The 24575-nt window shown below is 70.1% G+C and carries 20 protein-coding genes, 3 rRNA genes and 1 riboswitch; of the genes, 5 read left to right on the top strand and 18 right to left on the bottom strand.

Features of this window, described 5'->3' with window-relative positions:
• Window positions 1–50: 50 nt before the first annotated feature.
• From rrf to ASF35_RS00035, 7 genes are all read right to left on the bottom strand, one after another.
• A 5S ribosomal RNA gene (gene rrf, locus ASF35_RS00005) occupies window positions 51–167 on the bottom strand.
• Window positions 168–280: 113 nt separating this feature from the next.
• Window positions 281–3388: ribosomal RNA gene (locus ASF35_RS00010) — 23S ribosomal RNA — on the bottom strand.
• A gap of 593 nt (window positions 3389–3981) precedes the next feature.
• Window positions 3982–5500 (bottom strand): 16S ribosomal RNA (locus tag ASF35_RS00015).
• The 16S, 23S and 5S rRNA genes sit together here, the layout of an rRNA operon.
• A gap of 791 nt (window positions 5501–6291) precedes the next feature.
• Window positions 6292–7257 (bottom strand): NAD(P)-dependent oxidoreductase, encoded by a 966-nt coding sequence (locus tag ASF35_RS00020; RefSeq protein WP_055960985.1) that lies wholly within the window; start codon window positions 7255–7257, stop codon window positions 6292–6294.
• Window positions 7258–7330: 73 nt separating this feature from the next.
• A complete protein-coding gene (locus ASF35_RS00025; RefSeq protein ID WP_055960988.1) occupies window positions 7331–7810 on the bottom strand; it encodes a hypothetical protein in 480 nt (159 codons plus the stop codon).
• 73 nt (window positions 7811–7883) lie between these two features.
• Window positions 7884–8063 carry a hypothetical protein gene (locus tag ASF35_RS00030; protein ID WP_055960993.1) on the bottom strand — a complete coding sequence of 60 codons (180 nt, stop codon included), beginning with the start codon at window positions 8061–8063 and terminating at the stop codon, window positions 7884–7886.
• 49 nt (window positions 8064–8112) lie between these two features.
• Window positions 8113–8646 carry a DinB family protein gene (locus ASF35_RS00035; protein ID WP_055960996.1) on the bottom strand — a complete coding sequence of 178 codons (534 nt, stop codon included), beginning with the start codon at window positions 8644–8646 and terminating at the stop codon, window positions 8113–8115.
• A 137-nt stretch (window positions 8647–8783) separates the two neighbouring features.
• Between ASF35_RS00035 and ASF35_RS00040 the strand changes: the two genes are divergently transcribed.
• On the top strand, window positions 8784–9833 hold the full coding sequence (locus ASF35_RS00040; protein ID WP_055960999.1) for an NAD(P)-dependent alcohol dehydrogenase: 1050 nt from the start codon (window positions 8784–8786) through the stop codon (window positions 9831–9833).
• Entirely contained in the window at window positions 9830–10423 is a 594-nt protein-coding gene (locus ASF35_RS00045; RefSeq protein ID WP_235492830.1) for a flavin reductase family protein, read from the top strand. The genes ASF35_RS00040 and ASF35_RS00045 overlap by 4 nt, the downstream gene beginning before the upstream one ends.
• Window positions 10424–10437: 14 nt before the next feature.
• Here the strand turns inward: ASF35_RS00045 and ASF35_RS00050 are convergent, their stop codons facing one another.
• Window positions 10438–11586: a zinc-binding dehydrogenase gene (locus ASF35_RS00050; protein ID WP_055965957.1), complete on the bottom strand. Its 1149-nt coding sequence runs from the start codon at window positions 11584–11586 to the stop codon at window positions 10438–10440.
• Window positions 11587–11687: 101 nt separating this feature from the next.
• Between ASF35_RS00050 and ASF35_RS00055 the strand changes: the two genes are divergently transcribed.
• The gene (locus tag ASF35_RS00055; protein ID WP_055961001.1) at window positions 11688–12083 is read left to right on the top strand and encodes a pyridoxamine 5'-phosphate oxidase family protein; all 396 of its coding nucleotides are present in this window, start codon (window positions 11688–11690) and stop codon (window positions 12081–12083) included.
• 7 nt (window positions 12084–12090) lie between these two features.
• Here ASF35_RS00055 and ASF35_RS00060 read toward each other — a convergent pair whose 3' ends face one another.
• Window positions 12091–12630 carry a GNAT family N-acetyltransferase gene (locus ASF35_RS00060; RefSeq protein WP_055961004.1) on the bottom strand — a complete coding sequence of 180 codons (540 nt, stop codon included), beginning with the start codon at window positions 12628–12630 and terminating at the stop codon, window positions 12091–12093.
• Between the two features lie 39 nt (window positions 12631–12669).
• Between ASF35_RS00060 and ASF35_RS00065 the strand changes: the two genes are divergently transcribed.
• Window positions 12670–14178 carry a cobyric acid synthase gene (locus tag ASF35_RS00065; RefSeq protein ID WP_055961008.1) on the top strand — a complete coding sequence of 503 codons (1509 nt, stop codon included), beginning with the start codon at window positions 12670–12672 and terminating at the stop codon, window positions 14176–14178.
• Window positions 14175–14924, top strand: coding sequence for a cobalt-precorrin-6A reductase (locus ASF35_RS00070; RefSeq protein WP_055961011.1), 750 nt, complete (start codon window positions 14175–14177; stop codon window positions 14922–14924). Before ASF35_RS00065 ends, ASF35_RS00070 begins: the two co-directional genes overlap by 4 nt.
• On the opposite strand, the gene ASF35_RS00075 is transcribed toward ASF35_RS00070, so the two are convergent.
• The 9 genes from ASF35_RS00075 to ASF35_RS00115 all read right to left on the bottom strand — a co-directional run bounded on the left by ASF35_RS00075 (window position 14866) and on the right by ASF35_RS00115 (window position 24561).
• On the bottom strand, window positions 14866–15849 hold the full coding sequence (locus ASF35_RS00075) for a cobalamin biosynthesis protein (protein ID WP_055961014.1): 984 nt from the start codon (window positions 15847–15849) through the stop codon (window positions 14866–14868). The genes ASF35_RS00070 and ASF35_RS00075 overlap by 59 nt on opposite strands.
• Complete coding sequence (locus tag ASF35_RS00080; protein WP_055961018.1) at window positions 15846–16613, bottom strand: adenosylcobinamide-GDP ribazoletransferase; 768 nt, start codon at window positions 16611–16613, stop codon at window positions 15846–15848. The genes ASF35_RS00075 and ASF35_RS00080 overlap by 4 nt, the downstream gene beginning before the upstream one ends.
• 28 nt (window positions 16614–16641) lie before the next feature.
• Window positions 16642–17475 carry a CbtA family protein gene (locus ASF35_RS00085; RefSeq protein WP_055961023.1) on the bottom strand — a complete coding sequence of 278 codons (834 nt, stop codon included), beginning with the start codon at window positions 17473–17475 and terminating at the stop codon, window positions 16642–16644.
• 130 nt (window positions 17476–17605) lie between these two features.
• A complete protein-coding gene (locus tag ASF35_RS00090; protein ID WP_055961027.1) occupies window positions 17606–17827 on the bottom strand; it encodes a CbtB-domain containing protein in 222 nt (73 codons plus the stop codon).
• Between the two features lie 59 nt (window positions 17828–17886).
• Window positions 17887–17954: riboswitch (cobalamin riboswitch) on the bottom strand.
• 69 nt (window positions 17955–18023) lie between these two features.
• A complete protein-coding gene (locus tag ASF35_RS00095) occupies window positions 18024–18455 on the bottom strand; it encodes a histidine phosphatase family protein (protein ID WP_055961030.1) in 432 nt (143 codons plus the stop codon).
• A gap of 4 nt (window positions 18456–18459) precedes the next feature.
• Entirely contained in the window at window positions 18460–19461 is a 1002-nt protein-coding gene (gene cobA / locus ASF35_RS00100) for a uroporphyrinogen-III C-methyltransferase (protein WP_055961033.1), read from the bottom strand.
• Window positions 19458–21917 (bottom strand): cobyrinate a,c-diamide synthase, encoded by a 2460-nt coding sequence (locus tag ASF35_RS00105; RefSeq protein WP_055965958.1) that lies wholly within the window; start codon window positions 21915–21917, stop codon window positions 19458–19460. Before ASF35_RS00105 ends, cobA begins: the two co-directional genes overlap by 4 nt.
• The gene (gene cobO / locus ASF35_RS00110; protein ID WP_055961035.1) at window positions 21914–22528 is read right to left on the bottom strand and encodes a cob(I)yrinic acid a,c-diamide adenosyltransferase; all 615 of its coding nucleotides are present in this window, start codon (window positions 22526–22528) and stop codon (window positions 21914–21916) included. The genes ASF35_RS00105 and cobO overlap by 4 nt, the downstream gene beginning before the upstream one ends.
• Window positions 22528–24561 carry a VWA domain-containing protein gene (locus ASF35_RS00115; RefSeq protein ID WP_055961038.1) on the bottom strand — a complete coding sequence of 678 codons (2034 nt, stop codon included), beginning with the start codon at window positions 24559–24561 and terminating at the stop codon, window positions 22528–22530. Before ASF35_RS00115 ends, cobO begins: the two co-directional genes overlap by 1 nt.
• Window positions 24562–24575 lie beyond the last annotated feature (14 nt).

The raw sequence follows: 24575 nt of genomic DNA on the forward strand, positions 1-24575 counted from the left end.
GAAATGCAGCGAGGCCGCTCCCTGAAGGGAGCGGCCTCGCGCTAATGATTGTCCGGCGGCGTCCTACTCTCCCACGCAGTCTCCCACGCAGTACCATCGGCGCTGAAGGGCTTGACTTCCGGGTTCGGAATGTCACCGGGTATTTCCCCTTCGCCATGGCCGCCGAAACTCTATGGAGATATCAATCGATCTACCCGAACAAGCCCCGGCGGGGACCTGATCGAGCATGTTCCCGACTCATATCTCGGGAACCTCACAGTGGACGCGCAGTAATCTTGTAAGAAACAAGCCCTCGGCCTATTAGTACCGGTCAGCTCCATGCATTGCTGCACTTCTACTTCCGGCCTATCAACCCAGTGGTCTGCTGGGGGCCTTACCTGGATAAACCAGTGGGAAACCTCATCTTGAAACGTGCTTCCCGCTTAGATGCTTTCAGCGGTTATCACTTCCGAACGTAGCCAACCAGCCGTGCTCTTGGCAGAACAACTGGCACACCAGAGGTTCGTCCATCCCGGTCCTCTCGTACTAGGGACAGCCTTTCTCAAGTTTCCTACGCGCGCGGCGGATAGGGACCGAACTGTCTCACGACGTTCTAAACCCAGCTCGCGTGCCGCTTTAATGGGCGAACAGCCCAACCCTTGGGACCTGCTACGGCCCCAGGATGCGACGAGCCGACATCGAGGTGCCAAACCATCCCGTCGATATGGACTCTTGGGGAAGATCAGCCTGTTATCCCCGGGGTACCTTTTATCCGTTGAGCGACGCCGCTTCCACATGCCAGCGCCGGATCACTAGTCCCGACTTTCGTCCCTGCTCGACTTGTCAGTCTCACAGTCAAGCTCCCTTGTGCACTTACACTCGAAACCTGATTGCCAACCAGGCTGAGGGAACCTTTGGGCGCCTCCGTTACATTTTAGGAGGCAACCGCCCCAGTTAAACTACCCATCAGGCACTGTCCCTGATCCAGATAATGGACCTAGGTTAGATATCTAGTTCAATCAGAGTGGTATTTCAACGATGACTCCACCCGAACTGGCGTCCGGGCTTCACAGTCTCCCACCTATCCTACACAAATTGAACCAAACACCAATACCAAACTATAGTAAAGGTCCCGGGGTCTTTCCGTCCTGCCGCGCGTAACGAGCATCTTTACTCGTAGTGCAATTTCGCCGAGTTCATGGTTGAGACAGCGCCCAAGTCGTTACTCCATTCGTGCAGGTCGGAACTTACCCGACAAGGAATTTCGCTACCTTAGGATGGTTATAGTTACCACCGCCGTTTACTGGGGCTTAAGTTCTGTGCTTCGCTTGCGCTAACACGTCCCCTTAACCTTCCAGCACCGGGCAGGAGTCAGTCCGTATACGGCGTCTTTCGACTTAGCACGGACCTGTGTTTTTAGTAAACAGTCGCTTGGGCCTGGTCTCTGCGGCCTTCAACGCTTCGTGGAGCAAGTCCACTCACGAATCCGGCCCCCCTTCTCCCGAAGTTACGGGGGCATTTTGCCGAGTTCCTTAACCATGATTCACTCGATCACCTTAGTATTCTCTACCTGACCACCTGAGTCGGTTTGGGGTACGGGCGGCTCTGAAACATCGCTAGATGCTTTTCTCGGCAGCATAGGATCACTCACTTCGACTAAATCGTCTCCCCATCAGCTCTCAGGCACATGAACGGCGGATTTGCCTACCGTTCGCCCTACGACCTTGGCCGCGGTCTACCATCGCCGCGGTTGAGCTACCTTCCTGCGTCACACCATTGCTTGCCTAGTACCAGTTCGGGTCATGCGCTCTGCTAGCCAATGCTCCCGAAGGAGCTGGAGGCTAGTTTCGGGCACTTAGCATCACTGGATTCAGCAGGGTCGCTTCAGTGCCGGTACGGGAATATCAGCCCGTTGTCCATCGACTACGCCTGTCGGCCTCGCCTTAGGTCCCGACTTACCCAGGGAAGATTAGCTTGACCCTGGAACCCTTGGTCATTCGGTGGAGGAGTTTCTCACTCCTCATTCGCTACTCATGCCTGCATTCTCACTCGTGTGGCGTCCACGGCTGGGTCACCCCGCCGCTTCGCTCGCCACACGACGCTCCCCTACCCATCCGCACACCTGGACCCCAAAGGGCCGGGTACATGTACGAATGCCATAGCTTCGGTGGATTGCTTGAGCCCCGCTAAATTGTCGGCGCGAAATCACTTGACCAGTGAGCTATTACGCACTCTTTCAAGGGTGGCTGCTTCTAAGCCAACCTCCTGGTTGTCTCTGCGACTTCACATCCTTTTCCACTTAGCAATCTCTTTGGGACCTTAGCTGATGGTCTGGGCTGTTTCCCTCTCGACTACGGAGCTTATCCCCCGCAGTCTCACTGCTGCGCTCTCACTTACCGGCATTCGGAGTTTGGCTGAGTTCAGTAAGCTTGTAGGCCCCCTAGCCCATCCAGTGCTCTACCTCCGGCAAGAAACACGCAACGCTGCACCTAAATGCATTTCGGGGAGAACCAGCTATCACGGAGTTTGATTGGCCTTTCACCCCTATCCACAGGTCATCCCCCCAGTTTTTAACCTAGGTGGGTTCGGTCCTCCACGCGGTCTTACCCGCGCTTCAACCTGCCCATGGATAGATCACTCCGCTTCGGGTCTAGATGGTGCAACTCAAACGCCCTATTCGGACTCGCTTTCGCTACGGCTACGGCCCTCGCCTTAACCTCGCTACACCACGCTAACTCGCAGGCTCATTCTTCAAAAGGCACGCTGTCACCCTTCACAAGGAAGAGCTCCAACGGATTGTATGCACATGGTTTCAGGTACTCTTTCACTCCCCTCCCGGGGTACTTTTCACCTTTCCCTCACGGTACTAGTCCGCTATCGGTCATCGAGGAGTATTTAGGCTTAACGGGTGGTCCCGCTAGATTCACACCGAATTTCAGGGGTTCGGTGTTACTCGGGGTAACGCAAAAGAGCCATGAGCTTACGTGTACGGGGGTCTCACCCTCTACGCCACGACTTTCCAGTCGGTTTCCACTTCACTCATGGTTTGTGACTCTTCGCTGATTCGGCAGAACCAGCATTGCGGCCCCACGACCCCCCAGTGACAACGCCTGCCGGCTATCACATCACTGAGGTTTAGCCTCTTCCGGTTTCGCTCGCCACTACTTCCGGAATCACGGTTGTTTTCTCTTCCTGCGGGTACTGAGATGTTTCACTTCCCCGCGTTCCCTCCAGCTGCCCTATGTGTTCAGGCAGAGGTACCTGGACTTTCCTCCAGGTGGGTTTCCCCATTCGGACATCCCCGGATCACAGGTCGGTTGTCACCTTCCCGGGGCTTTTCGCAGACTCCAACGTCCTTCATCGGCTCTCGATGCCAAGGCATCCACCATGTGCACTTAGTAGCTTGTTGTTGCTACAAGATGCTCGCGTCCACTGTGAAGTTCTCAAGATACGTTCGGTCCCGCACCCGANTGCCAAGGCATCCACCATGTGCACTTAGTAGCTTGTTGTTGCTACAAGATGCTCGCGTCCACTGTGAAGTTCTCAAGATACGTTCGGTCCCGCACCCGATCCGACGCCTACCCGCCCCAAGAGGCGAATGGTTCATCGGGATGTGCGGTCCAAGAGGTCAAGCCGAAGCCTGATCCCTCAGGACCCAACAGTGCGCCAAGCCAAACTGCGTCCTCACGTCGAGGTTCCGTTCTCCCAAGGGAGATGTACTGACGACGATCGATCCACAGCCGGCCAAATAGTCGACGTCCACTAGTGAGCTGCACTGCGCAGAACATTCGCCTGCGAACAGTGCAATGGACTCCCCGGACAAGCCGGACAGCCAAATGCTCCTTAGAAAGGAGGTGATCCAGCCGCACCTTCCGGTACGGCTACCTTGTTACGACTTCGTCCCAATCGCCAGCCCCACCTTCGACGGCTCCCTCCACAAGGGTTGGCCACCGGCTTCGGGTGTTGCCGACTTTCATGACGTGACGGGCGGNTGCTCCTTAGAAAGGAGGTGATCCAGCCGCACCTTCCGGTACGGCTACCTTGTTACGACTTCGTCCCAATCGCCAGCCCCACCTTCGACGGCTCCCTCCACAAGGGTTGGGCCACCGGCTTCGGGTGTTGCCGACTTTCATGACGTGACGGGCGGTGTGTACAAGGCCCGGGAACGTATTCACCGCAGCGTTGCTGATCTGCGATTACTAGCGACTCCGACTTCATGGGGTCGAGTTGCAGACCCCAATCCGAACTGAGACCGGCTTTTTGGGATTCGCTCCACCTTACGGTTTCGCAGCCCTTTGTACCGGCCATTGTAGCATGCTTGAAGCCCTGGACATAAGGGGCATGAAGACTTGACGTCATCCCCACCTTCCTCCGAGTTGACCCCGGCAGTCTCCTATGAGTCCCCACCATRACGTGCTGGCAACATAGGACGAGGGTTGCGCTCGTTGCGGGACTTAACCCAACATCTCACGACACGAGCTGACGACAGCCATGCACCACCTGTATACCGACCACAAGGGGGGCTACATCTCTGCAGCTTTCCGGTATATGTCAAACCCAGGTAAGGTTCTTCGCGTTGCATCGAATTAATCAGCATGCTCCGCCGCTTGTGCGGGCCCCCGTCAATTCCTTTGAGTTTTAGCCTTGCGGCCGTACTCCCCAGGCGGGGCGCTTAATGCGTTAGCTGCGGCACGGAGACCGTGGAAGGTCCCCACACCTAGCGCCCAACGTTTACGGCATGGACTACCAGGGTATCTAATCCTGTTCGCTCCCCATGCTTTCGCTCCTCAGCGTCAGGTAATGCCCAGAGAACCGCCTTCGCCACCGGTGTTCCTCCTGATATCTGCGCATTCCACCGCTACACCAGGAATTCCGTTCTCCCCTGCATACCTCTAGTCTGCCCGTATCGGAAGCACGCTCAGGGTTGAGCCCTGAGTTTTCACTCCCGACGCGACAGACCGCCTACGAGCCCTTTACGCCCAATAATTCCGGACAACGCTCGGACCCTACGTATTACCGCGGCTGCTGGCACGTAGTTGGCCGGTCCTTCTTCTGCGGGTACCGTCACTTTCGCTTCGTCCCCGCTGAAAGAGGTTTACAACCCGAAGGCCGTCATCCCTCACGCGGCGTTGCTGGATCAGGCTTTCGCCCATTGTCCAATATTCCCCACTGCTGCCTCCCGTAGGAGTCTGGGCCGTGTCTCAGTCCCAGTGTGGCCGGTCACCCTCTCAGGCCGGCTACCCGTCGTCGCCTTGGTGGGCCATTACCCACACCAACTAGCTGATAGGCCGCGAGCCCATCCCTCTCCGCCGGAGCTTTCCACTTCCAATCATGCAAAAGGAAGTCATATTCGGCATTAGACGTCGTTTCCAACGCTTATTCCGAAGAGAAGGGCAGGTTGCTCACGTGTTACTCACCCGTTCGCCGCTCGTGTACCACCGAAGTGGCCTTACCGCTCGACTTGCATGTGTTAAGCACGCCGCCAGCGTTCGTCCTGAGCCAGGATCAAACTCTCCGTTGAAAATGCACCCNGTTCGCCGCTCGTGTACCACCGAAGTGGCCTTACCGCTCGACTTGCATGTGTTAAGCACGCCGCCAGCGTTCGTCCTGAGCCAGGATCAAACTCTCCGTTGAAAATGCACCCGTAAGACGGGCTACATCACTACATGGTTTGATTCCTGAGAACTGACTGCTGACAGTCAATTGTCGGAATTTCAAAACTCGCCACAGCATCAAGACCACAAGGGCCCCGACACCACAGACGAGGGTTACTACTGATTATCTCGTCGACTTTTGGCACACTGTTGAGTTCTCAAGGATCAGACGCACATCTGTCACGACACACCGTGAGGTGGGCCNCAAAACTCGCCACAGCATCAAGACCACAAGGGCCCCGACACCACAGACGAGGGTTACTACTGATTATCTCGTCGACTTTTGGCACACTGTTGAGTTCTCAAGGATCAGACGCACATCTGTCACGACCACACCGTGAGGTGGGCCAGCCAGAGGCTTCCTGGTGGACGGAGAAGCGATGCTGCTGCTGTCTCCATCCGACGCCTGCCGTTGTCAGCGGTCCGTCTCCGGGCGAAAGCCCTGGCGTTGACCGTTTCGGTACAAGCTCTGCGCGCTCCGATCACGCGGCCTTTCGGCCTCGTGCTCCGGCGAGCGGCGCAACAAGAAGAACATTACAGACCCCTCCCCGGTCCGGTCAAACCGCCCCCCTCGTGACGTCTCGACCGCGGGCCAGTTCCCTGCAATTGCAGGGCTCGGCACGTCGGGGCATTCGATCCGGCGCCCGTCGGGGGCTTCTCAGAGCTCGCCGACGTCGCGCAACCACACCTCTGTCCGGCGCATCCCCTCGTCCAGGTCGACGGCGGGGTCGTAGCCGAGCATCGACCGAGCCTTGTCGATCGAGTAGGTGCCCGTCCGGCAGAAGTAGCGGACCGCGGTCGTGTTCGTCTCGTCGTCGGCACGACGGACCCGGTTCACCTTGGCCGCGGCCGATGCCAGCGCCAGGGCCGCCGCCGTGGGCATCACGACGGGGCCCCGCCTGCCCAGCATCCGGTAGTAGTGGCCGAAGAACTCCCGGCACTCCACGCCCACGCCACCGCTGAGCGTGAACACCTGGCCGGCCGCCTCCCCACGGTCGGCGGCCAGCACCAGCCCCGAGACCAGGTCGTCGACGAAGACCGGGCTGAAGATCCCTCGCCCCATCGCGGGAAGCAGGAACCGGTTGGCCTTGATCATCCGCACGGGCAGCAGGGTCCACGGGCGCGACCCCGGACCGTACACGTCGCCGGGGCGGACGACCGTCACCTCGATCTCGCCCGCCGCGTGCGCCTGCATCGCCGCCTGCTCCGCGGCGATGCGCGTGTCGACGTAGGGGTTGCCGTCGGGCCTCAGGGGATGGTCCTCGGTGACGCCGTCGGGGAAGCCGAGGTCCGAGAACGCGCGGACCGACGAGAGGTAGACGACGCGCGCGGCCCCACGCGAGACCGCCGCGTCGAGGACCCGCCGCGTGCCGAGCGTGTTGACCCGCCACGCCTCCTCCAGCGTCGGCAGGTTGGACACGAGCGCGGCCGTGTGCACGACCGTCGCCCCCGGGGTGATCACGTCGCTCCACGACTCCGGGTCCGTGACGTCCCCGGCGACCACGTCGTGCGCGGGGTCGGCGTGCAGGTCCATGCCACGCACGGCGTCGCCCCGGGCACGCAGTCGCTCCGTGAGCGAACGGCCGATGAAGCCGGACGCGCCGGTGATGACGTAGTCGGCCATCGGTACGTGCTCCTCCGCGATCGGTGACCCAGGGTGTTCGCACCCTCGCACATCGGGAGGTCGAGCGGCAGCGCTACGCGGACTCCCACGGGTAGGCGTGCGCGAGGAAGGCCTCGCGCACCTGGTCCCGCGGCGCCTCGAGGGTCTCGTCGAACAGCACCCGACCGTGGTCGCCGTCGATCACGAGGCGCTTGCCGTCGCGGTGGACGCCGACGACCTGCTCGCGGCGCAGGATGCGCTGATCGCTGCCGTGCACGACGACGAGCTGGTCGTCGCCCAGGAGGATCCGGTGCTCGTCGGCGATCGCGAACGCCGCCAGCGCCGAGCCGAGCAGACCGCCGACGGCGAGCCGCGCCGCCCACGCCCAGGGCTCGTCGAAGCCGGCCACCCACTCCGCCACCGCTTCGAACGGCACGAGGGGGAACCCGCTGACCAGGTCCAGCAGCCAGGGCAGCACGAGCAGCAGCGCCCCGCCGCCACCCCCGAGCAACACGAACGTCCACACGCGGTCGGTGTCGGTCATGCGCAGCTCGGTGACGGACGGATCAGTCATGACTGCACGCTAGGCGCGGGCAGAGGCTGCCACGTCGGCCGAAAGGCTCGACCCCTCGGCCGAAGGTCGCGGCTCAGCCGGGCTGTCGGGCGCTCCTCACCGCGACCACCGACTCGTGGCTGACGAGCAGCTCGCACCGCCCGGAGCAGGCCAGCTGGTGATCGAGACGCCCGGTGGCGATGAGCCGGTGGACCTCGGCCGTCGAGACCTCGAGCAGGCCGGCGGCCTCGGCGACGGTCAGCTGCGACGACATGCCCGAAGCCTAGCCGCGGCGCCCTGTGCCGCGGCGCCGACGAGCACGGTCAGCCCATCGACCTGCGACCGTCGATGCTCTCGCGCAGGACGTCGGCGTGACCGGCGTGCTGGGAGGTCTCGGCGACCAGGTGCAGGAACACCCGGCGTGCCGTCCACGACGCGCCCGCCTCGAACCACGGGGCGTCGGGCAAGGGCTGCCGCGCGTCGAGGTCGACGGAGGCGACCAGATCGTCGGTGGCGAGCGCCGTGCGCTCGTAGAGCGCGACGACGCCGGCCAGGGTCTCGTGCTCGAGCAGTCGGAACTCGTCCTGCCGGTCGAGCACGGCCTGCGGCGGGTCGCTCCAGTCGATGCTGTCCCAGTCGACGTCGGGCTGGGGCGCGGGGCCGTCGACCACGAAGCGCGCCCACTCCCCCTCCGTGGCGGCCACGTGCTTGACCAGCCCGCCGAGGCACAGCTCGCTGGCCGTGGGCGTGAGACGGGCCTGCTCGTCGGACAGCCCGGCGACGGTGCCGAGGAACAGTGCCCGGTGCTTGCGCAGCGAGTCGAGCAGGTCGGCGCGTTCGCCCCCAGGTGCGTCCATGCCGTCACGGTAGGGCGGCGTGCCGACACTTCGGCACCGCCGAGCCGGGCCTCCGGGCGACCGTCGGCCCGCGTACGTCGGTCATCTCACGTGCCCTCGCCCTGCGGACCTTCCCGCGCCTGCCTAGCGTGGACTCCATGACCACCACCGTTGCCGCACTGTCCGTCCCCGAGGCCGGGAAGCCGTTCGAGACCGTCGACCTCGAGCGCCGCGACCTCAAGCCGAACGACGTCCGGATCAAGATCCGCTACGCCGGCATCTGCCACTCCGACATCCACCAGGCCCGCGACGAGTGGGGCGGCGGGATCTTCCCCATGACGCCCGGGCACGAGATCATCGGCACCGTCGAGGAGACCGGCTCCGACGTCACCGCGCACGCCGTCGGCGACACCGTGGGCGTCGGCTGCTTCGTCGACTCCTGCCTCGACTGCGACGCCTGCCGCGACGGCGAGGAGCAGTTCTGCAGCCGCGGCGTCGTGCAGACGTACTCCGCGAAGGACTACGACGGCGCCATCACGTACGGCGGCTACAGCGAGCAGGTCGTCGTGCGCGACCACTTCGCCGTGAAGATCCCCGACGGCGTCGACCTCGCCGCCACCACCCCGCTGCTGTGCGCGGGCATCACCACCTACGCGCCGCTCGTGCGGCACGGTGTCACCGAGGGCACCCGCGTCGGCGTGATCGGCATGGGCGGTCTCGGCCACGTGGCCGTCAAGATCGCCGCCGCCCTCGGTGCCGACGTGACCGTCCTCAGCCGCACCGACGCGAAGAAGGACGACGGCCTCGAGTTCGGCGCCAAGGCCTACGTCGCCACCGAGGAGAAGGGCGCGCTGCGGAAGCTGCGCGGCTCCTTCGACGTCATCCTCAACACCGTCGGCGCGGCCGTCCCGCTCGATCAGTACCTGGGTCTGCTCGACCGCGGTGGCCGCATGGTCAACCTCGGCGCCCCGACCGAGAGCCTGGAGATGGGCGCGTTCTCGCTGCTCTCGTTCCGCCGTGCGCTCGAGGGCTCGATGGTCGGCGGCCTCCCCCAGACCCAGGAGATGCTCGACTTCTGCGCCGAGCACGGCATCACCGCCACCGTCGAGGTCATCGACGCCGACCAGGTGGGCGACTACTACGACAAGGTCGTCGACGGCAAGGTGCGCTACCGCGCCGTCATCGACGTCGCCTCGATCGCCCGGTGAACCGCACCAGCCTGCGGGTCGGTGACGAGGGCGTCCAGCCCTACCCGCTCATGACCGCGCTCGTCGTGCCCCGACCGATCGCGTGGATCAGCACCGTCGACGGCGAGGGCCGGGGGAACCTGGCCCCGCACTCGTTCTTCACCGTCGCGTGCGCGAACCCGCCGATCCTGGCGTTCACCTCCGTCGGCCGCAAGGACACGCTGCGCAACGTCCTGGAGACGAAGGAGCTGGTGGTCAACCTGGCCACCCAGCCGCTCACCGAGGCGGTCAACGGCAGCAGTGCGCCCTACGAGCACGGGGTCGACGAGGCCGAGGCGCTGGGCCTGGAGACGGAGCCGAGCGAGCTCGTGACGCCGCGTCGGGTCCGCGACTCGCCCGCGGCGATCGAGTGCCGCCTGCACTCGACCACCGAGCTGGGTGACTCGACCCTCGTGCTGGCGGAGGTGCTGCTGTTCAGCGTCGCCGACCACGTGCTCGTCGAGGGCCACCCCGCCTTCGACCTGCTGGCGCCCATGACCCGACTCGGCAAGGAGGAGTGGGCGCCGCCCAGCGTGCCGTTCACCCTGCCCCGGCCGACCGAGGCGCCGTAGCGACCGACGATCGCCTAGCGGCTCGGGTCGACGAGGATCTTCGCGTGCTGCTCGGGGTCGGCGAGCCAGCCGAACGCGTCGGCGACCTCGTCGAGCCCGACCGTCCCGGTGATCAGGGGTGAGGGGTCGACCTTCCCGTCGGCGATCATCTGCAGCGTGGCGTGGAACTCGGCCGGGTCGTAGCAGAAGGCGAACCGCAGCTCGACCTCCTTGTTGATCGCCATCGAGGGGCGGAAGGTGTCGGGCTCCATGCACACGCCGACGACGACGATGCGCGACTGCAGCGGCGCCGCGGTGATGATCTGCTCGAGGATCCCGGGGACGCCCACGCACTCGAACACCACCGGTCCCGTGGGCAGGGCACCCAGCTTCTCGGCGGCCTGGAACACCCGGGGCCAGGGCAGGAACGGGACAGCGCGCAGCTTCTTCATGGTGCTCAGGCCGAGGTCCATGAAGTCCGGGGCCGACGTGAGGTAGCGCTTGTCGGACTCGAAGCGGTCCCACGGCGACTCGACGGCGGGGTCGACCACCACGTCGGCGCCGCAGCGCTCGGCGAGCGCACGGCGTCCGGCGGAGAAGTCGCTGGCCACCACGGTCCGCACGCCGGAGGCCTTGAGCATGAGGATGACCGCGAGGCCGATGGGCCCGCAGCCGATGACGACGGCCACGTCCTTGCGGCCGACCTGGCCCTTGCGCACGGCGTGCCAGGCCACGGCGAGCGGCTCGGTCGTGGCGGCGTGCTCGACGTCGACACCGTCGGGCACCTCGAAGGTGACGGCCTCGGACACGAGGATCTGCTCGGCGTAGCCTCCCGGGGCGTGCTCGCTCAGGCCGGTCATGTGCAGGCCGTCGACGGTCTCCAGCAGTGGCAGCGCGACGACGCGCGTCCCGGGCTTCCAGCGCCCGTGGGTGCGCGGGCCGTACGAGACGACCTCGCCGACGAACTCGTGGCCCATGACCACCGACGACGTGGACCGCATGAAGTGGTCGTACCCCACCTCCCCGGCCATGTCGGCGGTCGCGTCGCCGTGCACGCGGGCGTGCAGGTCGGAACCGCAGATGCCGGACCGGAGCACCTTCAGGAGCACCTGGCCGGGACCGGGGACGGGATCGGGGACGTCGGTGAGCTGGAGCTGCTGCTGGTGGCAGACGACGGCACGCATGAGCACAGTGTGCTGCCTCGACGGGGTCGACGTGTGCACCCACGACAGGCGCACACTGAGTAGACACAGGGGGATCAGTGAAACCGGGAGGAGTGGAGAGCATGCAGCACGGAGACCTGAGGCCGATCGACGCGGCGGAGTGCCTCGAGCTGCTGGCGGTGCGCACGGTGGGCATGGTCGCGTTCGTGGACGACGACGGGCAGCAGCTGGTGCCCGTCAACTACGTGGTGCGCGACGGTGACGTCATCTTCCGCACGTCCGCCGACAGCTTCCTCGCCCAGCTGGCCGACGGTCACGAGGACGTCGCGTTCGCCACGTCGCACCAGGCCGAGCTGGACCAGCACGGCTGGAACGTGACCGTGCGGGGCCGCACGAGCCCGCAGGACGCCACCGACCTGGTGGGCGCGCCCCCACGCACCTGGGCCGGCGGCGTGCGCGACGTGCTGGTGCGGCTGCACCCCGAGCACGTGTCCGGCCGCCGGGTGCACCTGCACTGAGCCGCGGTCAGCGGGGGCGGTCGATCCGCAGCACCACGTGGTCGGGCGGGTCCACCGGGTTGTCGGGCTCGAGCCGCGCCGTGCCCACGTGGCGGAAGCCGGCCTTCTCCAGTGCCCGCCACGACGGCCGGTTGCCCGCGGCGACCGGCACGACCACGGCGGGGCAGTCCGCGTACGAGGCCCACGTGTCGGCGACGAGCGCCGCGATCACGGCAGGCCCGATGCCGCGTCCGGTGTCGGCGGGGTCGCCGATGAGGTAGTCGACGGTCACGGCGCCGGACGGGAGGTCGAGGAACGGCGCGAGCTCGGCCTCGTCGTCGGGGTAGTCGTCCCAGCGGGCGCGCTGGCAGAGGCCGACGTCACGTCCGTCGACGGTGGCCACGAGGTCCTCGGCCGGCTCCTCGCCGCGCATGACCGCACCGAAGTCGCGCTCCAGCGCCTCGGGCGTGGACTCCTGGAACCACCACCGGTGCACGTGCGGGGCAGCGAGCCAGCGCGCGAGAACCGGCAGGTCGCCCGGCTGGAGCCTGCGGAACGTGACCTGCATGGCCCGACCCTAGAACGTGCGCCTCTAGGCTGTGCTGCGATGCGCACTCCTGGGCTGCTGGTCGCCGGCACGACGTCCGACGCCGGCAAGAGCGTGGTGACGACGGGGATCTGCCGGGCCTTCGCGCGGCGCGGTCTGCGCGTGGCGCCCTACAAGGCGCAGAACATGTCGAACAACTCGATGGTCGTGCCGCTGGGCGGCGAGTCCACCGACGGGTTCGGGGAGATCGGTCGGGCGCAGTGGGTGCAGGCGCTCGCGGCCCGGGCGACGCCCGAGGTCGCGATGAACCCGGTGCTGCTGAAGCCGGGCAGCGACCGGCGCAGCCACGCCGTGGTCATGGGGCGTCCCGGCGGCACCGTCGACGCGACGGACTTCGTGGAGGGGCGGCGGCACCTCGCCGCGGCCGCGCACGCGGCGTTCGACGACCTGGCGGGGCGGTTCGACGTCGTGGTGGCCGAGGGTGCGGGCTCCCCCACCGAGATCAACCTCCGGTCGTCGGACTACGTGAACCTGGGGCTCGCGCAGCACGCGGAGCTGCCGGTGGTGGTCGTGGGCGACATCGACCGCGGCGGCCTGTTCGCCGCCCTGCACGGCACCGTCGCACTGCTCGACGCCGACGACCAGCGGCTGGTGGCCGGCTACGTCGTCAACAAGTTCCGCGGCGAGGTCTCGCTGCTCGATCCGGGCCTCGAGCGGCTGACCTCGCTGACCGGGCGCCCGTTCTACGGCGTGCTGCCCTGGGACCCGTCGCTGTGGCTCGACTCCGAGGACGCGCTCGACCTGGACGGACGGCGATCGGGAGCCGCAGGCGCGCTGCGCGTGGCCGTGGTGCGCCTGCCCCGCATCAGCAACTTCACCGACGTCGACGCACTGGGGGTCGAGCCCGGCGTCGACGTCGTGTTCGTCTCCGACCCGCGCGACGTCGCCGACGCCGACCTGGTCGTCCTGCCCGGTACCCGGGCCACGATCGACGACCTGGTGTGGCTGCGGTCCCGCGGGCTCGACCGGGCCGTGGTGGCGCACGCCCGCGCGGGCCGGCCCGTGCTCGGCATCTGCGGTGGCTTCCAGATGCTGGGCCGCCACGTGCACGACCCCGACGCGGTGGAGGCGTCGACGGCGCGCAGCGTCGAGGGCCTGGGCCTGCTCGACGTCGAGACGACGTTCGGCGCCGAGAAGGTGCTGCGCCTGCCGACCGGCGAGGCGCTGGGGGCGCCGACGTCGGGCTACGAGATCCACCATGGACGGATCGCCCGGGGGACGGGCGAGGAGTTCCTGGGCGGCGCACGCAGCGGCGCGGTGATGGGCACGATGTGGCACGGCAGCCTGGAGGGCGACGCGTTCCGCCGGGCGCTGCTGGCCGACGTAGCAGCTGCGGCGGGCACGGTGCTGCCGCCGTCGGACGTGTCGTTCGGGGGCCTGCGCGAGGCGCGGCTCGACCGACTGGGCGACCTGGTGGAGACCCACCTCGACGTCGACGCCCTGGAGCGGCTGGCCCGCGACGGCGCCCCGTCCGACCTGCCCCTGCTCCCGCCGGGGGCGGGCGCATGATCCTGTTGCTCGGCGGCACCGCGGAGGCGCGCGCCCTCGCGGCACGACTGGACGACGCCGGCGTCACGCTCACGTCGTCGCTGGCCGGACGGGTGGCCCGACCACGGCTGCCCGTCGGCGAGACACGGATCGGCGGGTTCGGTGGCGTGACCGGCCTCCGGTCCTACCTGCGCGAGGAGCGGGTGAGGGCGGTGGTCGACGCGACCCACCCCTTCGCGGCGGGCATCAGCGCGAACGCGGCGGCGGCGTGCGACGCCGAAGGCGTCCCGCTGCTGCGGCTCGCGCGGCCGGGCTGGGGCGAGCACCCCGACGCCGACCGGTGGCACTGGGTGGACTCCCACGCGGACGCCGCGGCGCTGACCGTCGGACTCGGCAGCCGCCCCTTCCTCAGCATCGGGCGGCAGGGACTCGCGCCGTTCGTGGAGCCGCTGCGCGAGGTCCCCGCGCTCGTGCGGGTGGTCGACGAGCCGGAGGTCGAGCTGCCGCCGGGCTGGACGCTGCTGCACAGCCGCGGCCCCTACGACCTGGCGTCGGAGCGGGCGCTGCTGTCCGAGCACGGTGTGGACGTGGTGGTCACGAAGGACTCCGGCGGCAGCCACACGGTCGCCAAGCTCGACGCGGCGGGCGAGCGGGGCGCGGCCGTGGTGGTCGTGCGCCGGCCCCCGAGCCCGCCCGGGGTGGAGACGGTCAGCGACGTCCGCACTGCCGCCGAGTGGGCAGCCGACCGCGCCGCCGACCGGGCGTGAGGGACCTGGGTCCCAGCACGCAGACGAGCAGCGCGCCCACGTCGACCGCACGCGCCAGCCTCGTCGCGCGGGCGACGTCGTCGGGGTGGACGGGTCGGCCGTCACCGAGCGTGTGACGGTCCTCGGTGCGTCCGGCGTAGACGTTCACGCCGCCGAGCCGCACCCCGAGCGCACCGGCGAAGGCGGCCTCGACCGGCCCGGCGTTGGGGCTGGGGTGATGGCGGGCGTCGCGGCGCCACGCGCGAGCGGCCGCGACGGGGCTCCCGTCGACGAGCGGGGCGGTGACGACGGCCAGGGTCGCGGAAAGTCGCGCGGGGACGAGGTTGAGCACGTCGTCGAGGCGGGCGGCGGCCCAGCCGAAGCGTTCGAGTCGAGGGGTGCGATGGCCCACCATGGCGTCGAGGGTGTTGGCGGCGCGGTAGGCCAGGAGCCCGGGAACCCCCGCGACGGCACCGGCCACCAGGGGCGCGACGACGGCGTCGGACGTGTTCTCGGCGACGGACTCGACCGTCGCACGGGCCACGCCCTCGACGTCGAGGGTGCTGGGGTCGCGGCCCACGAGATGGGTCACGCGGCGTCGGGCGCCGTCCAGGTCGTCGGCGTCGAGCAGGGCGTGCACGGCGAGCGCCTCGCGCTCCAGCGAACGCCCCCCGAGCACGGCCCACGTGCATGCCGCGGTCAGCACCGCCTCGGCCACGGGTCCTCGGCGGCGCGCGACGGAGCGGGCGACCACACCGACCGCGCCCGCGCCCCCGACGAGCGCGCCCACGTGGAGCACGCCCGCACCACGTCGGTCGGCGTACGTGCGGCGCTCGAGCGCCGCGGCCACCTGCCCGAAGCCCGCCACCGGGTGCAGCCGGCGGGGGTCACCGAGGAGGCGGTCGGCCACGAACCCGAGCACCAGACCTGCAGAGGCCGGTCTCACGAGAGGACCACGAGCACGGTGGCGAGGGTGAGCTCGATGCCGGCGCCCATCACGTCGCCCGTCACGCCCCCGATGCGACGGTGGGCGCGACGCAGCAGCAGGCCGAGGACGACCAGGGCGGCCGCCGCTGCGGCCAGCCCGTGCCACCACGGCACGTCCGCGAGCACGCAGGCCCCGACGAGCAGCACGCACCAGCCCGCGTGGGCGACGACCGCGACGGGCAGCGGGACGCTCCGCGCCACGGTGGCGCCCAGGCCCGAGCCGTCCCCGGCAGGCACCGCTCGTGAGCACACGACCACCAGGCCGGACCGCGACAGCAGGACCGCGGCACCGACCAGCACCGCGTCGCCCGCGGCCACGAGCGAGGCCGCCCCCGCGGCCTGGAGGCCGAGCACGAGCACGAGGGCCGCCGCGCCGGCCGGCCCCACGTCACCCGATCGCATGACTGCCAGCGTGCGGTCGCGGTCGTAGGAGGAGGTGAGTCCGTCCGCGGTGTCGGCCAGGCCGTCGAGGTGGAAGGCCCGGGTGCCGAGCGCGAGCAGGCCGACGACGAGCAGGCCCGTGGCCAGCGGCGAGAGCCCCAGCTCCTGGCCCCCCAGCGCAAGGGCGGTCGCCCCGATCGCGAGCGGCAGCACGGCGACGGGAGCGAGCACCATGGCCCGGCCGGCCGTCAGGTGGTCGACCGTCCGGGGCGGCCGCACCGGCCACGCGGTGAGCGTGCCCACGGCGAGCCGCCAGGCGTCGACGGTCGAGGCGGCGGTCATGGACGCATCATCGCGGATCGGGACGGGCTCAGAGCGCCGCGGCTCGAGCTCGACGCAGCTCGTCGGCCTGGCGGGCCCGCCACGTGCGAGCGGTGAGGCCGGTGAGCACGAGCGCCACCCCCGCCCACATCGCCGTCGACGTGGCGAGCGCGCCGACCCGGAAGGAGTAGAGCGTGTTCGCCGGGAAGCTGTCGGGCACCTCGTCGATCGGCGCGAGCACCACGGCCGCCACGCCGACGACCACGAGGTAGAGCGCGACGCCGGAGACCACGGCGAGCCACGGTCCGCGCGCCAGGAGAGCCCGCACCAGCAGGACGGCCGCCACCACGGCGAGCAACGACACGGCCACGAAGCCGAAGTAGAGCGCGGTCCGCTCCCCGATCGTGTCGCCCGAGCCGACCGCGGGCGGGTTCGGCGGGTACTTCACCCACGGGACGACGGTGTAGGCGAGGTAGGCCAAGGCCACGACGACACCGGTCGACGCGACGGGGCGCAGCCCGCCGAGCCGCCCGACCGCGAAGGCCGAGGCGATGCCGGCGACGCCACCGGCCACGAGGCCGAACAGGACCGTCGCCGTGAGCAGGCCGGGCCCGGCCTGCTGGCCTCGGGTGATGCCGCCCGCCTCGTCGTCACCGTGCGAGTGCGCCGCGCCTTCCTCCTCGCCGTGCGAGTGCGCCGCGCCTTCCTCGTGGGAGTGCGCGCCGGCCTCGGCCGGGGCGGACGCGGACTCCTCGAGGGCGATCGCGTCGTCGATGGGCGGCTCGCCGACGGCGAACGCGACGACGAAGGCCAGGATGCCGCCGACGAGGCCGGCGACGAGGCCGTGGACCAGGAAGGTGCGGGGGGTCAGGGACGTGGACATGCAGGGTTCCGTTCTCGCGTGGGGGCCGCGCCGGGCGCAGGCAGGGAGGACGGGTCGCGCACCGGGGCTCGGTGCGGCGCCGTCAGACGTCGGGCTGGTCAGCGACAGGGCTGATCAGTAACAGTGCTGATCAGTGGCAGGGGAAGCCGAGCAGGTGGCGTCCGTCGTGGACCCACTCGTGCACGGTGTCGCCCGCGAGCAGGGAGGTCGCTCCCTGCTCGGCACCGACGAAGTACAGCGCCAGGACGGCGAACAGGGCGACGAACAGCGCCCAGGGGGCGAGCTCGCGCACGGAGATGGGCGTGGCCACACCGACGAGGTCGACGGAGCGGGCTGGGGAGAGCTGCGACATGGCAGGCCTTTCCTGAGGGATGAGTGCGTCCCGTGGATGGATGGCTGTCGTCGGCTTGGGTCTGGCTCCGCCCCGTCGTGCTGAGGCGTCACAGTAGCGCTACTGCGCCGGATTCCCACCGGCTTCCGCACCGTCGATCGTTCGTCATCGTAGGGCAGTCGAGGGGTCCTGCGCGAGGGTCTCCCACGATCGATTCCTACGACTGCGTCACGCGGACCTCGGCGTTGGCGGGCAGGGACGGTGCCGTGCCGTCGAGAGCCGCGACGACGTAGGCGATCACGTCGCCGTGGGTCACCACGAGCGTGTCGTCGGCCGGGCCCGACGCCAGGAAGTCCGCGAGGCGCCCGAGCACGTCGTCGAGCGTCTCGTCGTGACCGCGCTCGACCAGCCGCGTGTCCTCCACGACCTCGAGCCCGAGCCGCGCCGCCACCAGGTCGGCACTCTGGCGGGCACGGACCAGGGGCGAGCACACCACGGCGGCGACGTCGGCGTCGGCCAGCTGATCGGCGGCAGCGAGCACCTGGCGCCGCCCCAGGTCCGTGAGCGGCGGGTGGGCCGTGCGGCCCTGCTCGCGGCCGGCGACGTTCCAGGTGGACTCGCCGTGGCGCATCCACAGCAGACGGGTCACCGGCTCACACCACTGGTGCCGGCTCGAGCGGCAGCGCCTCGACCACGCGGCCGACGACCGTGACCGCCGGAGCGCCGATGCCGGCGTCGGCAGCGACGCGCGCGATCGTGGCGACGGTGCCGTCGACCCGACGCTGGCTGGGCAGGCCGGCGTCGGCGACCACCGCGGCCGGCGTGTCGGGGTCGAGGCCACCGCCCACCAGCGCCTCGGCGATGGCGGCGAGGGTGCGCACGCCCATGAGCACGACGATCGTGGTGCCCGTCGACGCGAGCGCCTTCCAGTCGACCGTGGAGTCTGGGTGGTCGGGCGGCACGTGGCCCGAGACCACGGTGAAGCCCTGCGTGAGCCCCCGGTGGGTGACCGGGATGCCCGCGAGGGCCGGGCCGGAGACCGACGACGTGACGCCGGGCAGCACCCGCACCGGCACACCCGCGCGGGCGCAGGCGATCGCCTCCTCGCCGCCGCGGCCGAACACGAACGGGTCGCCTCCCTTCAGCCGGACCACGCGCCGGCCGGCCAGGGCGTGCTCCACGAGCAGCGCGTCGATCGCGTCCTGTCCGGTGGACCGGCCGCCCGGGATCTTCGCGACGTCGACGACCTGGGCGTCGGGCCGCACCGCGTCGAGCGCGGCGAGCGGGACGAGCCGATCGGTCACCACGACGTCGGCCTCGGCCAGGGCGCGCAGGCCACCCACGGTCATGAGGTCGGGGTCGCCCGGCCCGGCGCCGACGAGGACGACGTCACCCGGGGCACCGGCGGGGGTGCCGGGCGACGGGCGGCGATGGGCACCGTCGGCCGGCACCCGCAGCACCACGTCGGCCGCGAGCACGTCGTCGAGCGACAGCTCGCCGCGCCGCCAGGAGACGAGGCCGCGGTGGACGAGGTCCTCGAGCGTGGCCACGAGGTCGGGAGCCACGACCGTGACGGTGTCGCCCTCGGCCAGGGCCGACGACGCTGCCGCTGCGGCGCGCAGGCCGCCGCCGGCCACGAGCACGCGCCGACTCACGACCGCACCTGCGCGAGCGCGGCGAGGAAGCGACGGGTGACGTCAGGGGCGCGCACGGCGACGCGGATCCAGGCGTCGTCGAGTCCCGGGAAGGTGTCGGCGCGCCGCACCGCCCACCCGGCGTCGCGCAGCGCACCGTGGACCCCTGGCCCCACCCGAGCCAGGACGAACGGCGCGGACGACGGCAGATGGTGGACGCCCAGCTCGTCGAGGCCGTCGGTGAGCACGGCGCGGTGCCGGCCCACGTCGGCGGCACGACGGGTCGCCTCGGCACGGGCGTCGTCGGACGTGCACGCGACGATGGCGGCGGCGGCGTGGGTCGACACCGACCACGGCGGCTGCTGGGCGCGCAGGTCGGCCAGCAGGTCGGGGTCGCCGAGGACGTAGCCCGCGCGCACGCCGGGGATGCTCCAGAGCTTCGTCAGGCTGCGCACGACCAGCACCCCGGGAAGGGGCGAGCCTGCGAACGAGTGCTGCTCCCCGGGCACGGCGTCCATGAACGCCTCGTCGACCACGACCACGCGGCCGGGCCGCGCGAGGGCACGGATCGCCCAGGCGGGGTGCAGCACACCGGTGGGGTTGGTGGGGTTGCCGACGACCACGAGGTCGGCGTCGTCGGGGACGCGGTCGGGCTCGAGCGCGAAGTCGTGGCCGAGCCGCACGTGCTGCGGGTCGTGGCCGGCCTGGCGCAGCGCGACGTCGGGCTCGGTGAACTGCGGGTGCACCACCACGGGGTGCTGCCAGTCGCGGGCGCGGGCCAGCAGCGTGAACGCCTCCGCCGCACCGGCGGTCGCGAGGACCTCGTCGTCGGCGCGCAGGTGACGACGAGCCACGGCCGCCTCGGCCTCGCGGGCGTCGGGGTAGCGGCCGACGTCGTCGAGCGCGGAGCTCAGGGCATGGTCGAGCCACGTCGGACGCGGCCCGTCGTGCACGTTGACCGCGAGGTCGACGAGCCCGTCGGTGGCCTCCGCGTCGCCGTGGTGGCGGAGCGGGTCGGGCGGGGAGACGGCCTCGACACGCGGCCGGCGGTTGTCACCCGCCGCTGGTCGCGTGGCCGCCGAGGCGACGAAGGAGCTCTCGGGGGCGGATCGAGACCGCTCGGGCGCGGCGTGGACCGCCGCGGCGAAGCGCGCCGCCATGCGGGGGTGACCCGCCCAGTGCGTGTGCAGGTACGAGGCGTGGAGCGTCGCGCTCGCGAAGCCGGCCTCGCCGTGGGCGCTCGTCCAGGCGACACCGAGCGCGTCGTCGGCGCCGGCCGACGGCGTGACGTGGGTGCGGTGGAACTCGTGGCCGGTCACGCGGCCGCCGACGGGGGCGAGCAGGTGCTCGACCGGGGCCACCGCCGTGCGGTAGCCGAGGGTCAGGCGCGGTGTCATGGCGGCGTCGGCCGGGAGCGCACCCACCATGGGCGCGCCGTCGAGCGAGCGGCAGAGGTACAGCAGGCCCGCGCACTCGGCCACGGTCGGCACCCCGGCGGCCACGGCGTCCGCGATGGCGTGGCGCAGGGGCTCGTTGGCCGAGATCGTCGCCGCGTGCACCTCGGGGAAGCCGCCACCCAGGTAGAGCCCCGACGTGCCCTCCGGCAGGGACTCGTCGTGCAGGGGGTCGAACACCCGCACGTCGCAGCCGAGGGCGTCGAGCAGCTCGACCGTCTCGGCGTAGCGGAACGTGAACGAGCGGCCGCCGGCCACGGCGACCACCCGCCGCGGCCCGGCGGGCGGAGGGCCGACCTCGTCGGCGGCGTTCCATGCCGCGCCCTGCAGGGTCGGCGCCGACCGGGCGATGCGCACGACCTCCTCCAGGTCGACGGCCTTCGCGACCCGGGTGGCGAGCCGGTCGAGCGCGGCCGCCGCGTCCTCCCGCTCGGCCGCGGGCACCAGGCCCAGGTGGCGCGACGGGGCCACGACGCCGTCGTCGCGGTGCACGATGCCGAGCACCGGCACCCCGGTGCTCTCGAGCGCGCGCACCACCTCGTCGGCGTGCCGCGTGGACCCGACCTTGTTGAGGACGACGCCGGCCACCCGCACCGACGTGTCGAAGGCGACCATGCCCTGGACGAGCGCCGCGATGGAGCGCGACGCCGAGGACACGTCGACCACGAGCACCACCGGGCTGTCGGTCACGCGGGCCACGTGGGCGGTGGAGGCGTAGCCGTCGGTGCCGAGCATGCCGTCGTGCAGACCCATGACGCCCTCGACGACCGCGAGGTCCGCACCGGCAGAACCGTGCAGCAGCAGCGGGACGAGACGCTCCTCCCCCACCAGGTGGGGGTCGAGGTTGCGGCCGGGCAGACCGGTGGCCAGCGCGTGGTAGCCGGGGTCGATGTAGTCCGGTCCCACCTTGTGGCCCGAGACCCGCAGCCCGGTGCGGGCGAGCGCCGCCATGAGGCCCGTGGCGATCGTCGTCTTGCCGTGGCCCGACGCGGGCGCGGCGACGACCAGGCGCGGGATGGTCACCACTCGATCCCTCGCTGACCCTTCTGGCCGGCGTCCATGGGGTGCTTGACCTTCGTCATCTCCGTGACGAGGTCGGCCACCTCCAGGAGCCGGGGGGCGGCATCGCGTCCGGTGATCACCACGTGCTGGCGACCGGGCCGCGACGCGAGGGTGTCGGCGACGTCGTCGACGTCGACCCAGCCCCACTTCATGGGGTAGGTGAACTCGTCGAGCACGTAGAGGTCGTGGGTCTCGGCGGCGAGACGGCGCTTGATCTCGGCCCAGCCCTCGGCGGCCGCGACGGCGTGGTCGTCGTCGGTGCCGGACTTGCGCGACCACGACCAGCCCGAGCCCATCTTGTGCCACTCGACGGGCCCGCCGAGGCCCTCGGTCTCGTGCAGGCGGCCCAGGTGCTCGAGCACGGACTGCTCGCCGACGCGCCACTTGGCGGACTTGACGAACTGGAACACGCCGACCTTCCAGCCCTGGTTCCAGGCGCGCATGGCCAGGCCGAACGCGGCGGTGGACTTCCCCTTGCCGGGGCCGGTGTGCACCATGACGAGCGGACGGTTGCGGCGCTGGCGGGTGGTGAGGCCGTCGTCGGGGACGACCAGCGGCTGACCCTGGGGCATCAGGCCACCTCCCTCACCGTGCGGACGGCGGAGGTCAGGCTCTCGGCGCTCACCTCGCCGAGCGGGAGGTGCTGGGCGCCGAGCCGGTCGGCCAGCACCGACGCGAGCCCCAGCCGGAACCCGCCGGTCTCGCAGTCGACGACCACCGACGCCACGCCGGAGCGGTGGAGGTGGTCGGCCGCCCGGTGGGCGCGGGCCAGGGCGTCAGGGCCCGACGTGGCCCGACCGTCGGTGACGACCACGAGCAGCGGTCGGCGCAGCGGGTCGCGGATGCGCTCGAGACGCAGCGCGTCCGCGGCAGCGGCGAGGCCCTCGGCCAGCGGGGTGCGGCCGCCTGCCGGCAGCTCCTCGAGCCGGCGCGCGGCGACGTCGACCGACGACGTGGGTGGCAGGTCGAGCGTGGCGCCGGCGCCGCGGAAGGTGACCAGCCCGACCTTGTCGCGGCGCTGGTAGGCGTCGAGCAGCAGCGAGAGCACGGCGGTCTTGACCTGCTCCATCCGGCGCCGGGCCGCCATGGAGCCCGAGGCGTCGACGCAGAGCAGCACCAGGTTGGACTCGCGTCCCTCGCGCACGGCGACGCGCAGGTCGGCCGGACGCAGCAGCACGCGGCCTCCGTCGGCGCGTCCGCGCGCGTGCTGGTGCGGCGCGGCGGCACGGACCGTCTCGACGAGGTGCAAGGAGCCGCTGCGGCCGGCCGGGGTGCGCGCACCGATGCGTCGGCCGTCGTCGGTCACCGCGCGCGAGCGACGACCCGAGACGCCGGCACCCACGCCGTCGACCTGCAGCAGGCGGGCCCGCACCGGCTGTCCGGCGCCGACCGTGGACTCCGCGGCCTGGCCGGAGCCCTCGCCGCTGTCGCCGCCGGACGGAGCGGGCGCCTCACCGGGCGCGGGAGCGTCGGCCGGGGTGTCGCTGCCGCCGCCGGGGCCACCACCGTCGGGACCCCCGTCGTCAGGGCCCTCGTCGTCAGGACCGTCGGAGCCCCCGTCGTCGGGGCCGCCCGCGGGCGGCTCGTCCGGGCCGAGCAGGTCGTCGAGCTCGGACTCGTCGAGCCCGGTCTCGTCGAAGGGGTTGCGCCGACGACGGTGCGGCAGCGCGAGGCGGGCGGCCGCGCGCACGTCGTCACGGGTGATGGTGGTGCGCCCGTGCCACGCCGCGTGGGCGGCAGCGGTGCGTGCCGTCACGATGTCGGCACGCAGGCCGTCGACCCCGAACGCCGAGCACAGCTCCGCGATGGAGACCAGGGTCGCGTCGTCGAGCGGCACCTGGGTCACGAGGTCCTGCGCGGCACTGATCCTGGCGGTGAGCGCAGCCTCGGCGTCGGCGAAGCGCGCCGCGAAGCCGGTCGGGTCGGCGTCGAAGGCCAGCCGGCGACGCACGACCTCGGCGCGGGTGGCCGGCTCGCGCGGCGCGGCCACCTCCACGGCGAGGCCGAAGCGGTCCAGCAGCTGGGGCCGCAGCTCGCCCTCCTCGGGGTTCATCGTGCCGATCAGGACGAACCGGGCAGCGTGCTCCACGGACACGCCGTCGCGCTCCACCGTGGAGCGGCCCATCGCGGCCGCGTCGAGCAGGAGGTCGACCAGGTGGTCGTGCAGCAGGTTGACCTCGTCCACGTAGAGCACGCCGCGGTGCGCGCGAGCCAGCAGGCCGGGCTCGTAGCGGGTGACGCCGCTGCCGAGGGCCTGCTCGAGGTCGAGGGAGCCGAGCACGCGGTCCTCGGTGGCGCCGACGGGCAGCTCGACGAGCCGCACGGGGCGGGACTCGACCGGTGCGTCCGGCCGGAACGGACCGTCGGGCGACAGGGCGGAGTCGGCAGGATCGCTGGAGAACCGGTCGCCCGCGACCACCTCGATCGGCGGCAGCACGGCCGCGAGGGCACGCACGAGGGTCGACTTGGCCGTGCCCTTCTCCCCTCGTACGAGCACGCCGCCGATGGCGGGCGAGATCGTCGTGAGGACGAGGGCGAGGGCCATGTCGTCGAGCTGGTCGGGCTCGGCTCCGACGACGGCCGTGAAGGGGTAGTGCTGTGGCATGAGGGCTCCCGCTC

This window comes from Aeromicrobium sp. Leaf291, assembly GCF_001423365.1.
Taxonomy (GTDB): domain Bacteria; phylum Actinomycetota; class Actinomycetes; order Propionibacteriales; family Nocardioidaceae; genus Aeromicrobium.